Origin of the sequence: Bacteroides mediterraneensis (genome assembly GCF_016900355.1) — a bacterium.
Taxonomy (GTDB): Bacteria; Bacteroidota; Bacteroidia; order Bacteroidales; family Bacteroidaceae; genus Phocaeicola.
In genome coordinates, this window is the sequence record NZ_JACJKA010000094.1 from 1 (window position 1) to 420 (window position 420).

Annotated in this window: 2 tRNA genes; both read right to left on the reverse strand. The window is 49.0% G+C overall.

The features are described 5' to 3' along the window. Positions 1 to 53: 53 nt before the first annotated feature. A tRNA-Ala gene (locus H6A28_RS14980) sits at positions 54 to 127 on the reverse strand. Between the two features lie 87 nt (positions 128 to 214). Further along, positions 215 to 288: transfer RNA gene (locus tag H6A28_RS14985), tRNA-Ile, on the reverse strand. Positions 289 to 420: the final 132 nt, after the last annotated feature.

Here is a 420-nt window from a genome sequence, read left to right on the forward strand (position 1 = left end):
ACTTGTCAGGACTGGCTTCGCTTGCGCTCGCCCATCCTCAATTTCTCACTTCGTGGAGAATAACGGATTCGAACCGTTGACCCCCTGCGTGCAAAGCAGGTGCTCTAGCCAGCTGAGCTAATCCCCCGTTTTTTTTGCGGCTGCAAAGGTAAGCATTTACTTTTGTTCCTGCAAAATTTTAAGGAAGTTTTTTTTCGCTTCCTTCCTTTCGAGGTAGTCCCAGGCAGAGTTGAACTGCCGACCTCTACATTATCAGTGTAGCGCTCTAACCAACTGAGCTATAGGACTAGCTTGTGAGTTATCATCGTGCCGATGATTTATGTCTCCCCGCTCGGCATAACCCAAGCGAGCTTGGTTCTGCTCTCACTCGTTCGACATTTCAACCTCGTCCGTTCCGACTCGGCTTCATCTTTCTCTCTT